At 41.5% G+C, this 15573-nt stretch carries 13 protein-coding genes; 12 read left to right on the plus strand and 1 reads right to left on the minus strand.

Features of this window, described 5'->3' with window-relative positions; all coding sequences use genetic code 11:
- Positions 1-2 precede the first annotated feature (2 nt).
- The 8 genes from dnaN (at position 3) to LBN07_05125 (ending at position 8274) form a co-directional block, all read left to right on the plus strand.
- Entirely contained in the window at positions 3-1112 is a 1110-nt protein-coding gene (dnaN, locus tag LBN07_05090) for a DNA polymerase III subunit beta (protein ID MDR0850816.1), read from the plus strand.
- 315 nt (positions 1113-1427) lie between these two features.
- The gene (gene gyrB / locus LBN07_05095) at positions 1428-3368 is read left to right on the plus strand and encodes a DNA topoisomerase (ATP-hydrolyzing) subunit B (protein MDR0850817.1); all 1941 of its coding nucleotides are present in this window, start codon (positions 1428-1430) and stop codon (positions 3366-3368) included.
- Between the two features lie 111 nt (positions 3369-3479).
- Positions 3480-3779, plus strand: coding sequence for a hypothetical protein (locus tag LBN07_05100; protein MDR0850818.1), 300 nt, complete (start codon positions 3480-3482; stop codon positions 3777-3779).
- Positions 3780-3813: 34 nt separating this feature from the next.
- Positions 3814-4119: a hypothetical protein gene (locus LBN07_05105; protein ID MDR0850819.1), complete on the plus strand. Its 306-nt coding sequence runs from the start codon at positions 3814-3816 to the stop codon at positions 4117-4119.
- Between the two features lie 47 nt (positions 4120-4166).
- Complete coding sequence (gyrA, locus tag LBN07_05110; protein MDR0850820.1) at positions 4167-6647, plus strand: DNA gyrase subunit A; 2481 nt, start codon at positions 4167-4169, stop codon at positions 6645-6647.
- 10 nt (positions 6648-6657) lie between these two features.
- Complete coding sequence (locus tag LBN07_05115) at positions 6658-7032, plus strand: metallopeptidase family protein (GenBank protein MDR0850821.1); 375 nt, start codon at positions 6658-6660, stop codon at positions 7030-7032.
- A 119-nt stretch (positions 7033-7151) separates the two neighbouring features.
- On the plus strand, positions 7152-7376 hold the full coding sequence (locus tag LBN07_05120; protein MDR0850822.1) for a hypothetical protein: 225 nt from the start codon (positions 7152-7154) through the stop codon (positions 7374-7376).
- A 148-nt stretch (positions 7377-7524) separates the two neighbouring features.
- Positions 7525-8274 (plus strand): VTT domain-containing protein, encoded by a 750-nt coding sequence (locus LBN07_05125; GenBank protein ID MDR0850823.1) that lies wholly within the window; start codon positions 7525-7527, stop codon positions 8272-8274.
- Here LBN07_05125 and ychF read toward each other — a convergent pair.
- Positions 8264-9358, minus strand: coding sequence for a redox-regulated ATPase YchF (gene ychF, locus LBN07_05130; protein MDR0850824.1), 1095 nt, complete (start codon positions 9356-9358; stop codon positions 8264-8266). The two genes, LBN07_05125 and ychF, sit on opposite strands and share 11 nt — an antisense overlap.
- A gap of 103 nt (positions 9359-9461) precedes the next feature.
- Between ychF and LBN07_05135 the strand changes: the two genes are divergently transcribed.
- From LBN07_05135 to LBN07_05150, 4 genes are all read left to right on the plus strand, one after another.
- Positions 9462-10226, plus strand: a complete 765-nt coding sequence (locus LBN07_05135; protein ID MDR0850825.1) for an undecaprenyl-diphosphate phosphatase — start codon at positions 9462-9464, stop codon at positions 10224-10226.
- A 68-nt stretch (positions 10227-10294) separates the two neighbouring features.
- Complete coding sequence (gene argS / locus LBN07_05140) at positions 10295-12004, plus strand: arginine--tRNA ligase (GenBank protein ID MDR0850826.1); 1710 nt, start codon at positions 10295-10297, stop codon at positions 12002-12004.
- A 27-nt stretch (positions 12005-12031) separates the two neighbouring features.
- Positions 12032-14719, plus strand: coding sequence for a calcium-translocating P-type ATPase, PMCA-type (locus LBN07_05145; GenBank protein ID MDR0850827.1), 2688 nt, complete (start codon positions 12032-12034; stop codon positions 14717-14719).
- Positions 14720-14733: 14 nt separating this feature from the next.
- Entirely contained in the window at positions 14734-15378 is a 645-nt protein-coding gene (locus LBN07_05150) for a superoxide dismutase (GenBank protein MDR0850828.1), read from the plus strand.
- Positions 15379-15573: the final 195 nt, after the last annotated feature.

Below are 15573 nucleotides of genomic sequence, written 5' to 3' on the forward strand. Positions count from 1 at the left end.
AAATGCAAGTAGTATGTGAAGGTTTAACATTGGCAGCTGCTGCTCAAACGGTGAGCAAAGCTATTAGTGCCAAAAGTGCAGATCCTGTTTTAGAAGGCATAAAGATTATTGCCGAAAATGACACGCTGACGCTAAGTGCCACCAATCTTGAAATAGGAATAGAAAAGACCATCAAAGCTCAGGTTAAAGAGGATGGGGAGGCTGTTATACACGGCAGGTCTTTCAGTGAGTTTATTAAAAAGCTGAGCGGTGAACAAATTACTCTTACGCTAAACGAAAGCAACCAGCTTCGAATAAACTACACCGACAGCGAAAGCTATATTCAATGTCTTAACAGCCTGGAGTTTCCCAACCTTAACAAGGTAGACGACGGGCAATATTTTGTCATTTCTCAAAACAATTTAAAAACACTTATCAACAAAAGTATTTTTGCAGTAGCTATTGACGATAGCAGGCCGATTTTAAAGGGTGTGCTTTTAGAAATTGAGCAGGAAAGCATTAGGGCTATAGCGCTTGATGGGTTTAGGCTTGCCTTGATTAAAAAGCCGATAAAACAAACCACGGCCCGAACAAGCATAATAGTTCCCGCCAAAAGCCTTGCTGAAATAAGTAAAATTCTTGAAGACAGTGATGAAGAAATCAAGGTTTATATCCAGAAAAACTTTTTAATGGTTGACCTTTTTGATACTAAAATTATTACAAGGCTTATTGATGGAGATTTTATAAATTATTCACAGATTATACCTAAAGACTTTACTACAATGATCACCATAAACAAGCTTCAGCTAGAGGATGCCATCGACCGAACTTCGGTGTTCAGCCGTATTGACCGAAACAATCTTGTTAAGTTTGACATAAAAGAAAAAGTGCTGACACTGACCAGCACCTCAGATATCGGAAACACTAAAGAAAACATAGCGCTTTCACTTAAAGGCAAAGATTTAGTGATAGCATTTAATGCAAGGTACTTTACTGAAAGCCTGAGGACTGTAAATCAGGAATTTGTGAATATTAGCTTTAATATGCCGTCAAGTCCATGTATTATAACTCCGCCGGAAGGGGACGAATATATCTATCTGATTTTGCCTGTCAGAATTATGGCGCCAAACTAAACAAGAAAGTCACCAGCGGGCATATTGATAAACTATTTTAAATTAAAAAAACGCTACATTAAAAAACCCGCAATTGTGCGGTTTTTTGTTTTGATAAACCTAGAAGGGGGTTTATTGTTTTTGCTGTTTTGTGTCACACGGGCCCAATTAAAGGCTAAATTCTAGCATTATACCCAAAAAGCGCAAAAAACTTGATAGTTTTTACTTTAATTTTTTTGGGTTTTGTGCTATAATAAATCAAGTTTAATTATATAGTTGAAAGACTGCCGGTCTGGTAGAAACGATGGGCTTTAAATTGCCTTTTTAGGAGTGGTTATGAGAAAAGAAAAAATAAGCGAAAAAGCAGCAGAGCTGGAAAAATCGACCCATTATGATGAGGCTGATATTCAGGTGCTTGAAGGCCTTGAGCCCGTTAGAAAGCGCCCTGGAATGTATATCGGCTCAACTGATGAGAGGGGGCTTCATCACCTTATTATTGAAATTGTTGACAACAGCATAGACGAGTCTCTGGCTGGCTTTTGTGACCGCATAGAAATTATGCTTAATGATGACGGATCGGTTACGGTCAACGACAACGGAAGAGGTATTCCTACAGGCATTCACAAAACCGAAAAGAAGAGCGCTGTTGAAGTAGTTCTTACAAAGCTTCATGCCGGCGGAAAGTTTGGCGGAAACGGTTACAAGATTTCCGGCGGACTTCACGGTGTGGGTCTTTCGGTGGTAAATGCTCTGTCAAAATATCTTTTGGTTGAGGTTTTTCAAAACGGAACTTATTTTAAGCAGGAGTATAAATACGGCATGCCGCAGTATCCGCTTCAAAATCTTGGGGCCACCTCAAACAGAGGGACAAGAGTTACCTTTTTGCCGGATGAACAAATTTTTGAAACAACCGAATTTAATTACGACAATATGAAATCAAGATTCAGAGAGGTTGCCTTTTTAAACAAAGGTCTTAGTATTATTTTGGAGGACAGACGCAAGGGCAGAGAAAAGAAAGATGAGTTTTTGTTTAAGGGTGGAATTATAGAGTTTGTAAAATATCTCAACAAAACACACGAGACAATCTTTCCTGAGCCGGTATATATTTGCAAAACCACCAAGACAAGTGAAGTTGAAATAAGCATGCAGTATAACGACAGCTATAGTGAAGTAATCCACGGGTATGCAAATAACATAAACACCGAAGAGGGCGGAACCCATGTAATAGGGTTTAAGAATGCCCTGACCAAAGTAATAAACGAGTATGGGCAGAAGAACAAAATAATTAAAGAGAGCGAGAAGCTTTCGGGCGAGGACTGCCGTGAGGGGCTGACTGCCGTTATATCGGTTAAGCTCCAAAACCCGCAGTTTGAGGGGCAGACCAAAACCAAGCTTGGCAACAGTGAAATGCGAACACTTGTTGAAAAGGTGTTGCAGGATGGTTTGGGCGAATATCTTGAAGAAAATCCCAATATAGCAAAGGAGCTGGTGCTTAAATCTATTACAGCACAAAGAGCAAGGGACGCCGCCAGAAATGCAAGGGAGCTTACGCGCCGCAAGGGTGCACTTGAAAACACCACTCTTCCCGGAAAACTTGCCGACTGCACCGATAAAGACCCCACCAAGTGCGAAATTTATCTGGTTGAGGGTGACAGTGCGGGCGGAACGGCAAAGCAAGGCAGAGACAGACGCTTTCAGGCAATTTTGCCGCTGAGAGGCAAGATTTTGAACGTTGAAAAAGCAAGGCTTTCCAGAGTTTTGGAAAACGCCGAAATAAAGGCTATGATAACCGCTTTCGGATGTGGTATTCACAGCGAATATAATGAAAATAAGCTTAGATATAACAAAATAATCTGTATGACTGATGCTGACGTAGACGGCAGCCACATTCGTATTTTGATGCTGACTTTCTTTTTCAGGTTTATGAGGCCTCTGATTGAAAATGGACACGTATATATCGCCATGCCTCCGCTGTATAAAGTTACTAAGGGCAGAGACGAGCAGTATGTTTATAACGATGAAGAACTTGAGAAACTGCTGGAAACATGGGGCAAAAAGAATGTGGAGCTTCAGAGATATAAGGGTCTTGGAGAAATGAACAGCGAGCAGCTGTGGCAGACGACTATGAATCCGGCCAACCGTACGCTAATTCAGGTTAAGCTTGAGGATGCCGTTGAGGCGGATGAAATATTCAATATTTTGATGGGAGAGAACCCTGAGCTTAGACGACAGTTTATTGAACAGAACGCAACGCTTGTTAAGGACCTTGATATTTAACGGAGATGCTCCCGCGAACAGGGAGAGGTAACTCATAATTGTCATTTCTAAGTAAGCTTTGCGGTGTTAAAACCCGTCATTAAAACAGTTTTATTGCAGGAGGTAGAAATCATGAAATTTGCCAAGGAATATGAAATGTTTATAAAAGCCAAGGGGCAGGATTCGCAGATGATACACTGCATCGAAGAAATGTCGGAGCTCACCAAGGAAATTTGTAAGTATATGCGCGTTGTGCAGTTTGACAGCGCAAACACCGAAAAGCTTGAAAAAGTTAAACAGAACATAATTGAAGAAACGGCGGATTGCTTGAACTTTTTAGAACAAATGCAGTTGATTTTTGGGGCCGAAGAGGTTGACAAACTGCGGCAGCAGAAAATAGAGAGAACCATAAAGAAATTACAAGGCAAGTAAAATTCATTATTCACAAACGGAGGATTAAAAATACATGGGTATATTTTCAAAACCGGAGTTTAATGAAGAGCAGTTAAAAAGTTTTTGGGTCTGGTTCCAAAACAATCAGATTAATGACATTTTACAAATAAATAAAGAAATGGGCGAACGGCTGCAAGAAATATGCGGAGGCGGACATAATACTGCATGGTATGAGATGGGTTGGGACTTAGGAAGAAATAAAGCATACATAACGTTTTGGGCAGATGGTGGCAAGCAGACAAGGGGAGTTTTTAAAAAATTGATTGAATTGGCACCTGATAACATAAAAGAACAATTGATGTTGCGTGTTGAAAACTAATATGTCATGTTTTAGAAATTAAAGTTAGTAAAAAGTGGGAAAAAGTTATGAAAGAAAAAGAACAGCATAAGGAAAAGGAATTTGTAGACAACACAAAGTATATAAAGGTGCAGGTCGGCGAGGAAATGCGCAAGTCCTTTATATCATACGCCATGGCCGTAAACGTATCCAGGGCCATACCTGATGTGCGTGACGGACTAAAGCCTGTGCATCGCAGAATTTTGTATTCTATGGGCGAGCTTAACCTGTTTAATGACAAGCCCTACCGTAAGTGCGCACGTATTGTCGGTGACGTGCTGGGTAAGTATCACCCTCACGGCGACAGTGCTGTTTATGAGGCGCTGGTTAGACTTGCTCAGGACTTTTCTATCCGCTGCCCATTGGTGGACGGACAAGGTAACTTTGGAAGCATAGACGGCGACCCTGCGGCGGCACAAAGGTATACCGAAGCCCGCCTCAGTAAAATTGCGGGTGAGATGCTTAGAGAAATCGATAAAGAAACGGTAAATTTTTACCCAAACTTTGACGGCACGCTGCAGCAGCCAGAGGTGCTTCCGTCAAGATTCCCAAACCTTTTAGTTAATGGCGCCGATGGTATAGCGGTGGGTATGGCTACAAACATTCCTCCGCACAACCTAAACGAAGTTATAGACGGAGTTATAGCGCTTATTGACAACCCCGGCATTGAAATTGATGACCTTATGAAAATTATCCCCGCTCCTGACTACCCAACTAAGGGTATAATCATGGGCAGGGCTGCCATACGTAACGCATACAGAACAGGCCGAGGCGGAATAACTATAAGAGCCCGGGCTGAAATTGAAGAAAACGAGCGTGGCGGAAAGTCATCAATTGTTGTAACCGAGCTTCCGTATCAGGTAAACAAAGCAAAACTTATTGAGCAGATTGCAGAGCTTGTTAAAGACAAAAAGATTGAAGGTATAAGCGACATCCGCGAAGAAAGTGACCGCGACGGTATGCGTATTGTTGTGGAAGTCAAAAAGGATGCAAATGCTCAGGTCGTTTTAAATATGCTGTATAAGCATACTCCCATGCAGATAGGAAACGGAATAATATTTCTGGCTCTTGTTGCGGGTGAGCCTAGAATTTTGAACCTTAAAGAAATGCTCTATCACTATCTTGACCACCAAAAAGAAGTCATTATAAGACGAACAAGATATGATCTGGAGCGTGCTCAGGAAAAGGCACATATTCTTGAGGGGCTTGTTATCGCACTTGCCAATATTGACAAGGTTATAAAAATCATTAAAGCAAGTCAGGATAAGATTGAAGCGTCGCAAAAGCTTTGTTCAAATTTTGCGCTTAGCGAACGTCAGGCCAACGCGATTTTGGAAATGCGCTTACAGAGGCTTACTTCTCTTGAAGTGTTTAAGATAAAAGAAGAGCTTCAGCAGCTTGAAGCCTTGATTGTTGAATATAAGAGCATCCTCAAAAGCGAAGCCAAGGTGCTTACTATCATAAAAACCGAGCTTGGCGAAGTGAGAGAAAAATACGGCACTCCCAGACAGACTGAAATAAGCATAGACGAGGGCGAGGTTGACATAGAAGACCTGATTGAAAAGCAGGATGTGGTGATATCACTCACTCACTTCGGATATATTAAACGTTTGCCGCTTATTGAATACAAAACCCAGAAACGGGGTGGCGTTGGAGTCTCCAGCCATAAGACTAAAGAGGAAGACTTTGTCGAAAATATGTTTGTGTGCTCGACGCATGATGATTTGCTGTTCTTCACCAACTTTGGCAAAGTGTATTGCAAAAAAGCTTATACCGTGCCCGAAGCTCAGCGCAATGCAAAGGGGAGAGCAATTATAAACCTTCTTCAGCTGGATGATGACGAAAGCGTGACAGCTGTGATTAAGATTGACGAAAACACTAAGGGCAACCTTATTATGGCTACCCGCGAGGGTTTAATAAAAAAGACCAAGCTTGAAGAATTTATTAAAATCAGAAAAGTTGGCAAGGTCGCCATAAAGCTGAACGAAACCGACAGACTTATCTGCGTAAATGTCACAAGCGGCAGAGATGAAATTTTGATAGCCAGCCACGAGGGCAAGTGTATAAGGTTCAGCGAACAGGATGTAAGAATTATGGGCCGTGATACTCAGGGTGTGAGAAGCATGAAGCTTGGCAAAAACGACTATATTGTTGACATGGCGGTGCTCAAAAACGGCTATCAAATTTTGACTATAACTGAAAATGGTTATGGAAAAAGAACAGATCCCGCTGACTATAGATTGCAGTCGCGCGGCGGAAAAGGTATTAAGGCGGGCGTATTTAGCGCCAAGACCGGAAACCTTGTCAACCTCAAACAGGTAGCGCAGGACGAGGACGTAATCATAATAGCCGACAACGGCATGATTATTCGCCTTCGAGCAAAAGAGATAAGTAAAATAGGCCGTGACACTCAGGGCGTAAGAATTATGCGAATAAAAGACCAGAACTACAAAATTGTGTGCGCGTCTGTCACCGCTCATCAGGATGAAGAGGACATTATAGAGGAATAAAAAGTGCCCTGTGTATACTATTGATGATATTGAAAAAATATTAAACGAAATAGCGGATGAAATTCCAGATGAGTTTTTTAAACACCTAAACGGCGGAGTAGTATTGCTGGATAGATGTGAGGCCCTCTCTCAAGATGGGGTAAAATTATGCACATTGGGAGAATATCATCATGACAGTCTGGGCCGCTGGATATGCATTTATTATGGTTCTTTTATGCGACTATATTCGGACGTATCTGAGGACGTATTGCGTAAAGAGCTGCGCGAGACAGTATTTCATGAATTTACCCACCATTTGGAATCGCTCGCTGGCGAACGCGGACTTGAAATTAAAGACGAAATCAGAATGAAAGAATATCTAAAAAACACGAGCAATAAAAAGTGAAATTGATTTGCCGGAATATTATTTGGATTTTGTATACGTTAAGAAATGTCAAAATATAATTTACAATATTTTATGGGTATGATATAATATTTTTGCAAAATAATTTAAGGGGTTTTGATATGAGTAAAGGTGTTCCTGATGTAGTTGAAAAAATATGCCCGACACCAAACGGCGGCGACAGAGCAATAGGGGCTTTTTTGGATGAAAATAGACAGCCCACAAGTAAGGACAATGCCAAATATTTTTTAGTTAAGGAACTGAAGCAGGGTAAGGGTATTTGCAAAATTCTTTATGAAATCACCAGTACCGGGACACTTAAGATGCTTAACAAAACTATGCTGTAAAAAGTTTTTTCGCCCTATGTAAAAACATAGGGCTTTTTTATGCCTAAATATAACATCCTTAATTACACCGAATTGAAGTGCACAAATCCGGAGTTTCCAACTTAATGGTTTATATTCTTTTGTGGATGGCCTAAACATATAATGAACCATGACCAGAAAGTTTGCCATTATTACACAGTCTTTTTTGCGCAAAGTTTTGCGCGGTCTTATGTTGTTTGGTGTTATCGGGATTGTTGTGCTGATAGGGTATACCGTTCTTGAACACTTTAACCTGCTTGAAAAAATTGACAGTGTAGAAGAAATCAGAAAGCTGATTTTGAGTGCGGGTGCGCTGAGCTATGTTATGTTTTTTGCGTTGCAGTTTTTGCAGGTGACGTTTTTACCTATTCCGTCTATGTTGACAACTCTGGCGGGAACAGTAATTTTCGGTCCCCTAACCAGCTTTATTTACAGCACCTGTGCTATACTTACGGGTAGTCTGGTGGCCTTCTGGCTGGGTCGCAGATACGGAATCAAAGTTTTGGGATGGATTGCGGGCAAAGAGGACGCTACAAAATTCAGAGATAAGCTCAGCCGCTGTAAATATATGTTTTGTTTAATGCTGTTGTTTCCGTTTTCACCCGACGACCTATTGTGTCTGATTGCGGGCACAACCACTATGACCAAAAAGTTTTTTGTGACAAGTGTTTGTATATTCAGACCCATAGCTATATTTTTCACCTGCTTTTTTGGAGGAGGGTTTGTTATTCCGTTTAAAGGATATTGGTTTATTTTGTGGGGTGCCTTGGCGGTGGCCATTTGCATACTCTTCTTTTTGAGTGTAAAGTATCAGCAAAAAATAGAAGAGACAATAAACCGCCTCTCCTATAAAGTTTCACTCAAAAAACTCAAACATTGAATCTAAACAGCACAATGTCGCCGTCCTGCATCACATATTCTTTGCCTACACTTTGCACTTTGCCTTTTTCTTTGGCGCCATTAAATCCGCCGAAAGCAATTATATCGTCATACTTAACAATTTCGGCCCGAATAAAGCCCTTTTCAAAATCGGTGTGAATTTTTCCCGCTGCCGCAGGAGCTTTTGTTCCTTTTTTGATTGTCCACGCCCGCACTTCTTTTTCGCCTGCGGTCAAATAGCTCATAAGACCCAGAAGGTCATAGCTGGCAATAATTAGTTTTTCAAGGCCGCTTTGATTAAGGCCTAGCTCAAGCTTAAACATGTCGCGCTCTTCTTCACTCAGTGATATCAGCTCTTCTTCAAGACGGCAGCTGAGGGCAATGCATCCGGCATTTTCGCTTTTGGCAAACTCTATCACAAATTTTACGTTGGGGAGGTTTTCAGGGTCGTTTATTTCGTTTTCGCCGACATTGGCTACATATATTATCGGCTTTGTGGTAAGCAAAAAGAAACCGTCAACCATCACTTGTTCTTCTGCGCTGAATTTTATGCTTCGTACTGGTTTTTCACGCTCAAGTGCGGCTTTTATTTTTTCAAGAATTTCAACCTCGGCCTTGGCATCTTTATCGCCGCTTCGGGCAAGTTTAATTGATTTTTCGTATCGTTTGTTTACTGTTTCAATATCAGCCAAAATCAGTTCAAGGTTTATTATTTCAATATCACGTTTGGGGTTGACACTTCCTTCAACATGGATAATATTATTACTTTCAAAACATCTGACCACATGAATAAGGGCATCTACCTCGCGGATATGACTAAGGAATTTGTTTCCAAGCCCTTCGCCTGTGCTGGCACCTTTTACAAGGCCCGCAATATCAACAAACTCAATTTGGGCGGGCGTGATTTTTTGACTATTATAAAGCTTAGCAAGTTTTTCAAGCCTGACGTCCGGCACATCAACAATGCCCACATTGGGCTCAATGGTGCAAAAGGGATAGTTGGCACTCTCTGCCCCCGCTTTTGTTATTGCGTTAAAAAGTGTACTTTTGCCTACATTAGGAAGGCCGATTACTCCGAGTTTCATGTTTACCTCTGATGGGATTATATCACACAATCAAAAAATCAACAACTATAAGTTGCTTGCGATTTTTTTCATATACCCATATCGTAGCACACATAATATATGTATGGTGATTTTTATTATCTTGGGTATTATTCAGGGGCTGACGGAATTTTTGCCAATTTCATCCAGCGGGCACTTGGTGCTGTTTGAAAATATTTTTGGTGTGGAAGGCGACCTTATATTTCTAAACGTAGTTCTGCATTTAGGAACGTTTTTCGCTGTGTGTTTATACTATCGCAAAGCACTCTGGGAATATATTAAAAAACCCTTTCAAAAAGAAGTGGGGTATCTTGCTGTTGCCACCGTTCCGGCAGTGGTTATGGTGCTTTTACTTCGTAGCCTTGTCGAGCAGAGTTTTGGCGGAGCCTATCTTGCTTTTGGTTTTTTAGTCAGTGCGGCTATGCTGACTGTTGCCAGCATTGTTATGAGGGGTAGTGAGCGCAAGATAAAACCGTTTAATATTAAAACCGCTATTGTCATGGGCATATTTCAGGCGTTTGCGATATTTCCCGGAATATCGCGCTCGGGCTCCACTATTTGCGGGGGGATTTTGTTTGGCGCAGATAAAGAAAAAGCCGCGAACTTTTCTTTTATTATGAGCATTCCTATAATTCTGGCCTCTTTGGTGTTTGAATGTTTTAAGCTGAGCCCCAACAGCTTTGAGGCGGGAATTCTGCCAATGCTTCCGGGTTTTATATTTGCTTTTGTGTTTGGGCTTTTGGCAATAAGCGTTATGCTTAAAGTAGTAAAGCGTGCCAATTTCTGGTGTTTTGTGGCTTATCTTGTTGTGCTTGGAGTGGGGCTCACCGTGTGGCAGATGATAGCATAAAGAAGGCACAATAGCGTATTTGTTTTTACTTTTGGTTTTTTTATGATAATATATGATGAGAGGTAGCTATGGACATCAGAGATTATATTATCAAAGAGGCAAATCTGAATAAAATCAGCGGCTTTAGTGCTGAACTTTTAACGGTGCCCCCCACAAGTGATATGGGAGACTTTTGTCTGCCGTGTTTTCCGTTTGCAAAGGAACTAAAAAAAGCTCCGTTCATGATAGCTGAGGAGCTGAAGAATAAGATAAACACTAACGGAATTATTGACAGAGCAGAAGTGGTCGGAGGATATCTGAATTTTTTTGTAAAACGTGAAGAAGTGACCAAAATAATTTTGGCTGAGATTTTAAAACAAGATAAAAACTTCGGAAGAAATAATATCGGAGAGGGCAAGACTGTATTCCTTGATTTTTCGTCGCCCAATCTTGCCAAGTATATGCACATAGGGCATCTAGCAAATACTGTAATTGGAGAAAGCATTAAGCGTATTTTAAAATTTTGCGGATATAAAGTAGTTGCAATAAACTATCTTGGAGATTTCGGAACACCGTTTGGAAAAATGGTCGCAGCTTATAAGCTTTGGGGGAACAAAGATGACGTCGACAAAAGAGGTGTTGACGCAATTCAGGACTTGTATATTAAAATCAGCGCCGAAATTGAAAAAGACCCCAGCCTCGCGGATTTGTCGCGGAATTGGTTCAGGCGGATTGAAGAAGGGGACCCCGAGGCTCTGGAGATTTATAATTGGTTTATAACACTTGCCAAACAAGAAGTTAACAAAATATATGATATGTTGGGGGTGACCTTTGACGATTGGAGCGGAGAAGCCAAATACAGCAAGCTTATGGAACCGGTTTTGAAGGAGCTTGAAAAAAACAAGCTTGTTACTGCAAGCGAGGGGGCCAAAATTGTGGACCTGCAAAACTATGGGCTTGGTGTGTGCATGGTGCAAAAAAGTGACGGCACAAGCCTTTATGCCACAAGGGACTTGGCAGCAGTTGAGGATAGGTATAAAACATATAAGTTTGACAAAGGAATATATATAACCGATGTTTCGCAAAAGCTGCATTTTGCTCAATGGTTTAAGGTTTGTGAGCTTTTGAAAAAAACTTATGCAAAAGGGCTTGTGCATATAAGCTATGGGAGGTTTAGTCTGCCTGAGGGCAAGATTGCAAGCCGTAAGGGTAAACAGGCAGTAGTAAAAGACATTCTGGATGCATCAATAAAGAGAGCCAAAAAGATTGTGCAGGAGCGCGGCGCCGAAGGCATTGACATAGAAACTGTAGCTCGTCAAATCGGCATTGGGGCAGTAGTATTCTTCCCCCTCAAACACGAAAAAAATAGGGATGTGGTTTTTGATCTTGAAAGCGCGCTTAGTTTTGACGGTGAGACCGCGCCGTATATGCAATATACATATGCCAGATGTTGTAGCATTTTGAAGAAAGCTGAGGAAGTGCTAAACAAACCTATAGAGCAAATTATGAGTGGCAAAATTGAAACTAAAGATATAAATAATACCGAAGCATTTGAGCTAATTAAACTGATAAATCAATTTCCGGCGGCTGTTGAAAGTGCCTTGCAAAGCTACGAACCAAGCATAATCAGCAAACTAATAATCAGCTTAAGCCATGCATATAATGTGTATTATAACACCAACCGCATCATTGAAGACGGCAAAGTGAGCATAGGCAGGCTTATGCTGACATATGCCACAAAAAAAGTTTTGAACACGGGACTTGAGCTTTTAAATATTGCAAGCATACCAAAGATGTAGCAGTTGCTAATTTTTAAAGGGGTTATTATGCCTGATTTTCACAACAAAAAAGTAGAAGAGGTATATAGTGAGCTTGGTGCCACCGAAGAGGGGCTGAGCGACGAAGAGGCAAAAATTCGGCTGAAAAAGTATGGAGAGAACAAGCTTCCCGAAATCAAGAAGCCGAGTATGTTTTTACGTTTTATTAAACAGTTTAAAGACATTATGATAATCATTTTGGTGGCTGCGGCTGTAGTATCGTTGTTTGTAGGCCTTTTCAGTGCCCACGGTGATATGACGGAGGTCATTGACGCCATAATTATTATTATTATAGTTTTGATAAATGCCTTTATGGGGCTTGTTCAGGAAATGAAGGCCGAAAACGCTATGGAGTCGCTTAAAAAGATGAGCGAGCCTACCGCCAGAGTAATAAGAGGTGGCAAGAGAATGAGTATTCCTACCCATGAGATAGTTGTAGGAGATACAATAGTCCTTGAGGCTGGCGACATAGTTCCTGCGGACATACTCCTGACTGAAATTGCAAGTTTGCGATGCTCCGAAGCTGCCCTTACGGGTGAGAGCGGAGCTGCTCGTAAAGAAGCGGGAGTAGTTCTTCCCAAAAAGACCCCTATCGGCGACAGGCGTAATATGTGCTTTAGCGGAAGCACGGTGGCGTATGGCCGGGGTGTGGGTATTGCAGTGGCTACTGGCGTTGAGGCCGAGATAGGAAAGATTGCAACTATGCTTGGCAGCAAAGAGACCGACAAAACTCCGCTTGAAAAAAGTCTTGTAAAGCTTGGCGGAATAATCACAATATCAGTGCTTGCTATCGCTGCTGTAATTTTTGCGGTGGATATATTTGTAAAACCCGGCGAGCCGCTCAATGCCTTTTTGACGGCGGTAGCCCTTGCCGTTGCGGCAATCCCTGAAAGCTTGCCTGCAGTAGTGACCATAATATTGTCACTTGGAGTAATGAGGCTTGCTAAAAAGAATGTTATAATCAAAAGACTGCACGCAGTCGAAACGCTGGGGTGCTGCGACGTGATATGTTCTGACAAAACCGGCACAATCACTCAAAACAAAATGACAGTGCGTGAAGTGTATCTGGACGGCAGGCTTATTGTTACCGAAGAGTTTGACCCTCAGGTACCCAACTCCATAAACCTTCTTAAATGTATGACGCTTTGCAACGACAGCCACAAGCATGATGAGGTTTATTTGGGTGACCCCACTGAAACGGCTCTTGCGGAGTTTGCCGAAAAGTTTGACTATAAAAAACGCGGACTTGAAATGAAGCATAAGCGCTTGGGAGAAATTCCGTTTGATAGTCAGCGAAAGCTTATGTCAACAGCCAACATTGACGGCGAAAGAGTGGTAGTGTATACCAAAGGTGCCGCCGACGAAATCTTGAAACGCGTAACGCATATTATAATAAACGGCACCAGACGAAAAATAACTGATGAAGACAAGCAGGTTATAATGAATATAGCAAGCACCATGGGGCACAAGGCTCTGCGAGTTTTGGGTTATGCCATAAGCGATTTTAGCGGTGTGTCTGCTCAACACATTGAGGCAGGTGACATTGCAGAAAAGAACCTGACATTTGTGGGGCTCAGCGGCATGATGGACCCGCCAAGAGCAGAGGTTGAGGAGGCAATCAAGAAATGTAAAACTGCCGGAATGAAAGCTGTTATGATAACAGGCGACCATATGGACACAGCCTATGCCATTGCAAAAGAGCTGAAAATGATAAAATCGAGAGAAGAGGTAATTGAAGGAGCATATCTGGATAAATTCAATGACGAAGAGCTTAAAGTGGAAATTGTCAGGTTTTCGGTTTTTGCAAGAGTGAGCCCTGAGCATAAGGTGCGAATAGTAAGAGCTTTGAGGGCAAACGGAAAGGTTGTAGCTATGACGGGTGACGGAGTAAACGACGCGCCGAGCATAAAATCTGCACATATAGGCATCGGTATGGGCATAACCGGCACCGAAGTGACCAAGGAAGTGGCAGATATGGTTTTGACCGACGACAACTTTGCAACTATTGTTGTGGGAGTTGAAGAGGGCCGAAAGATATTCAGTAATATACAAAAAACCATACAGTTCTTGTTAAGTTGTAACATTGCTGAAGTTTTGGTCTTATTCTCCTTGACACTTGCTTATCCCGAACTTACCGTACTTCTGCCCATACAGATTTTGTTTATAAACCTTGTTACCGATACGCTGCCGGCAGTGGCCCTTGGCATGGAAAACGCCGAACGTAATGTTATGATGCGGCCGCCGCGAAGGAGTAGTGCAAGCATTATCGGCGGCAGGATTGGCGTAAATATTCTCTATCAGGGAATATTTGAAGCTATAATTGTTGTAGGCGCATTTATGGCAGGACTGTATATGTTTAACTCAGATGTAATTGCGGCAACAATGGTATTTATTTCGCTTAACCTGATACAGATACTGCACATGTTTAATGTGAGAACAACCGGTTCAGTATTCAAGAGCAATCCTTTCAAAAACAAAATGTTCTGGATAGCATTTATAATAGGCTTGGCGCTTATTGCGGTAGTTTGCTTCGTGCCGTTTATGAGTTATCTGTTCCAGGTGGCAGAGTTGTCGCTGATGCAGTGGATTGTCACAATCGTGATGTCGCTGATGATTATTCCGGTGTGCGAGATAGTGAAATTCTTTCAAAAGCTGTCTGACAAAAGGAAAGCCAAAGAACAGTTTGGTGCTGAGTGAAAAAGGAGACATATATGGAAACAAACAACAAATATCCCTTTGTAAATCTTCCTCTTCCTTATGCCTATAATGCGTTGGAACCATACATTGACGAAAAAACTATGATGCTTCATCATGACAAGCATTTACAGACTTATATCGACAACCTGAACACAGTGCTGCATAATCAGCCCAAATATCAGGAGTGGACATTGGAAGAACTGCTTTATAACGCAGCCAGGCTTCCGGCTGACATACAGACCGCGGTCATAAACAACGGTGGCGGGGTATATAATCACAGGCTGTATTTTGACGGGCTGATAAACGGCGGCACCAAGATAGGACCTAAAACCTCTCAGCTTATAGACAAAAGCTTTGGCAGCATGGATAAGTTTAAGGAACAACTTAAAGTTATGGGTCTTGGTGTGTTTGGCTCGGGCTATGCATGGCTGGGATTTAACAAGGCTGGTGAACTGAAACTTATAAAGACCGCAAATCAGGATACACCCATTCCGCTGAATTTATATCCGATTTTGAACCTGGACGTCTGGGAGCACGCGTATTATTTGAAGCATTACAACGTCAGAACAGATTATATTGATGACTATCTTAATATAATAAATTGGGATAGAGTTGAAGAACGTATAACAGAGTTTGAAAAAAAGAATAGAAAAGTTTAAGTTTTAAAAAATAGACCGACCAGACGGTTAGAACCGAACGGTCGGTCTGTTTTTTGTAGCAAAGAAAAACAGCTATTAAGTATTTTTTTTATCAAACCAATACAGACTTATTTTTTATGGCGTTGGCTCTGCCAACGGTTTTTATATATAAATGAGAAAATAAAAAAAACAAAAATATTCACAAAAAGTAGTTGA

Source organism: Christensenellaceae bacterium, assembly GCA_031260975.1.
In the GTDB taxonomy this organism is placed as follows: domain Bacteria; phylum Bacillota; class Clostridia; order Christensenellales; family UBA1242; genus JAISKJ01.